The organism is Pseudomonas mangiferae, from assembly GCF_007109405.1.
Taxonomy (GTDB): domain Bacteria; phylum Pseudomonadota; class Gammaproteobacteria; order Pseudomonadales; family Pseudomonadaceae; genus Pseudomonas_T; species Pseudomonas_T mangiferae.
The window spans coordinates 366,960-368,432 of record NZ_VJOY01000001.1 but is presented as its reverse complement, the minus strand read 5'-3'; the positions used below and the strand labels follow the sequence as shown (position 1 = coordinate 368,432).

General features: G+C 68.3%; 1 protein-coding gene. It reads left to right on the top strand.

Annotated elements, in window-relative coordinates; all coding sequences use genetic code 11:
- The first annotated feature begins 14 nt into the window (after window positions 1-14).
- On the top strand, window positions 15-1,454 hold the full coding sequence (locus tag FM069_RS01540; protein WP_233281957.1) for a cytochrome P450: 1,440 nt from the start codon (window positions 15-17) through the stop codon (window positions 1,452-1,454).
- Window positions 1,455-1,473: the final 19 nt, after the last annotated feature.

The window sequence follows — 1,473 nt, the reverse complement described above, 5'->3', positions numbered from 1 at the left end:
CGACAGGGACTGTGATGGACGACTACAAGCAAGACACCGCCACCATGACCGACAGCCGGGACGCCACGCGTTCGCCGGCGACGAGCGAGGCACCACGCCGCGAGCCGGCCCGGGTGGCCCGTCCGGTGGCCGACGGCCTGGTCATGAAGGATGGTTTTCCGGTGATGCCCGGCAAGATTCCGCTGCTGGGGCATGTCCACCGGATCAGCCGGGATGCGTTGAGTGAGCTGCGCCAGGCGGAGGCGGCGTGCGGCCCGATCTTCTGGACCTATTTCGGTTCGAAGCTGCCGGTGCTGCAGATCATGGACGAGGAGGGCCTGGCCATCCTGCAGAACAAGTACACCGACAACTCCTTCCTGCGCGAACAGATGCCCGTGATCACCGGCGAGGCGATGAACGCCTTCGACGGTCAGCGCCATCGCAATGCCCGGCGCGCCAGCCTGGATGCCTTCACGCCCAAGGGCCTGACCCGCGCCCAGGTAGGCCAGTTCGTGGTGGAGACCATCGAGCAGCGGCTGCATCGCTGGGTCGGGGACAGCAAGCTGGCCATCTTCCCGGAGACCAAGGACATCGCCCTGGAGGTGGTCTTCCGCATCCTCGGCATCCAGACCCACGAACTGTCCGAATGGCGCCACCAGTACGAGGAATTCTTCCTCGGCATGATCCCGCTGAAGGTCGACCTGCCGGGCTTTCCGGCCTGGCGGTGCCGCAAGGCGCGGGGTTGGCTGGAGGACCGGGTGGCGAAGATCGTCGCCGATGCCCGGGCCCGCGACGACCATGACAGCCTGGTGGGGGCGATGATCTTCGGTCGCGACGAGAGCGGGAATGGCATGTCCGAGGTCGAGCTGGTGCACAACATCCTCGGCCTGGGGTTCGCCGGTTCGGAGACCACCGCGGCCGTCATGGCCTGGTCGGCACTGATGCTGTCCCAGCACCCGGAGGTCTGGCAGCAGCTGTGCGAACAGGTGGCGGGGCTGGAGACCCTGCCATTCACCCACGAGGAACTGGTCCGCCAGGTGCCCCTGGCCGAGGCGGTGTTCCGCGAAACCATGCGCCTGTATCCACCGGCCCCGTTCGAGATGCGCAAGGTGCACACCGCGTTCGAGCTGATGGGCCGGCAGATTCCCGCGGGCGCGATGGCCGGCGTCAGCCTGCTGCACGTGTCGCGCAACCCCGAGCGCTACCCGGACCCCGACCGCTGGCGGCCGGAGCGCTGGCTGGGCATCGAGCGCGGCCTCAACGCGGTGGAGACCTGCCAGTTCGGCGGTGGCCCCCATGCCTGTCTCGGGCGCCATGTGGCTGCCCTGGAAATCACCCTGTTCATCGCCATGCTGGCCCGGGAACTGGGGCCGCGGGGGCTCTCGCCACGCCTGGCAGGCAAGATGCCGCCCCCGTCGTACCTGCCGTTCCTGCGCCCGTCGAACAAGGCATTCCTTGACCTGAGCGGTCGCTGAGCCGGACCCGGCCGCGTCG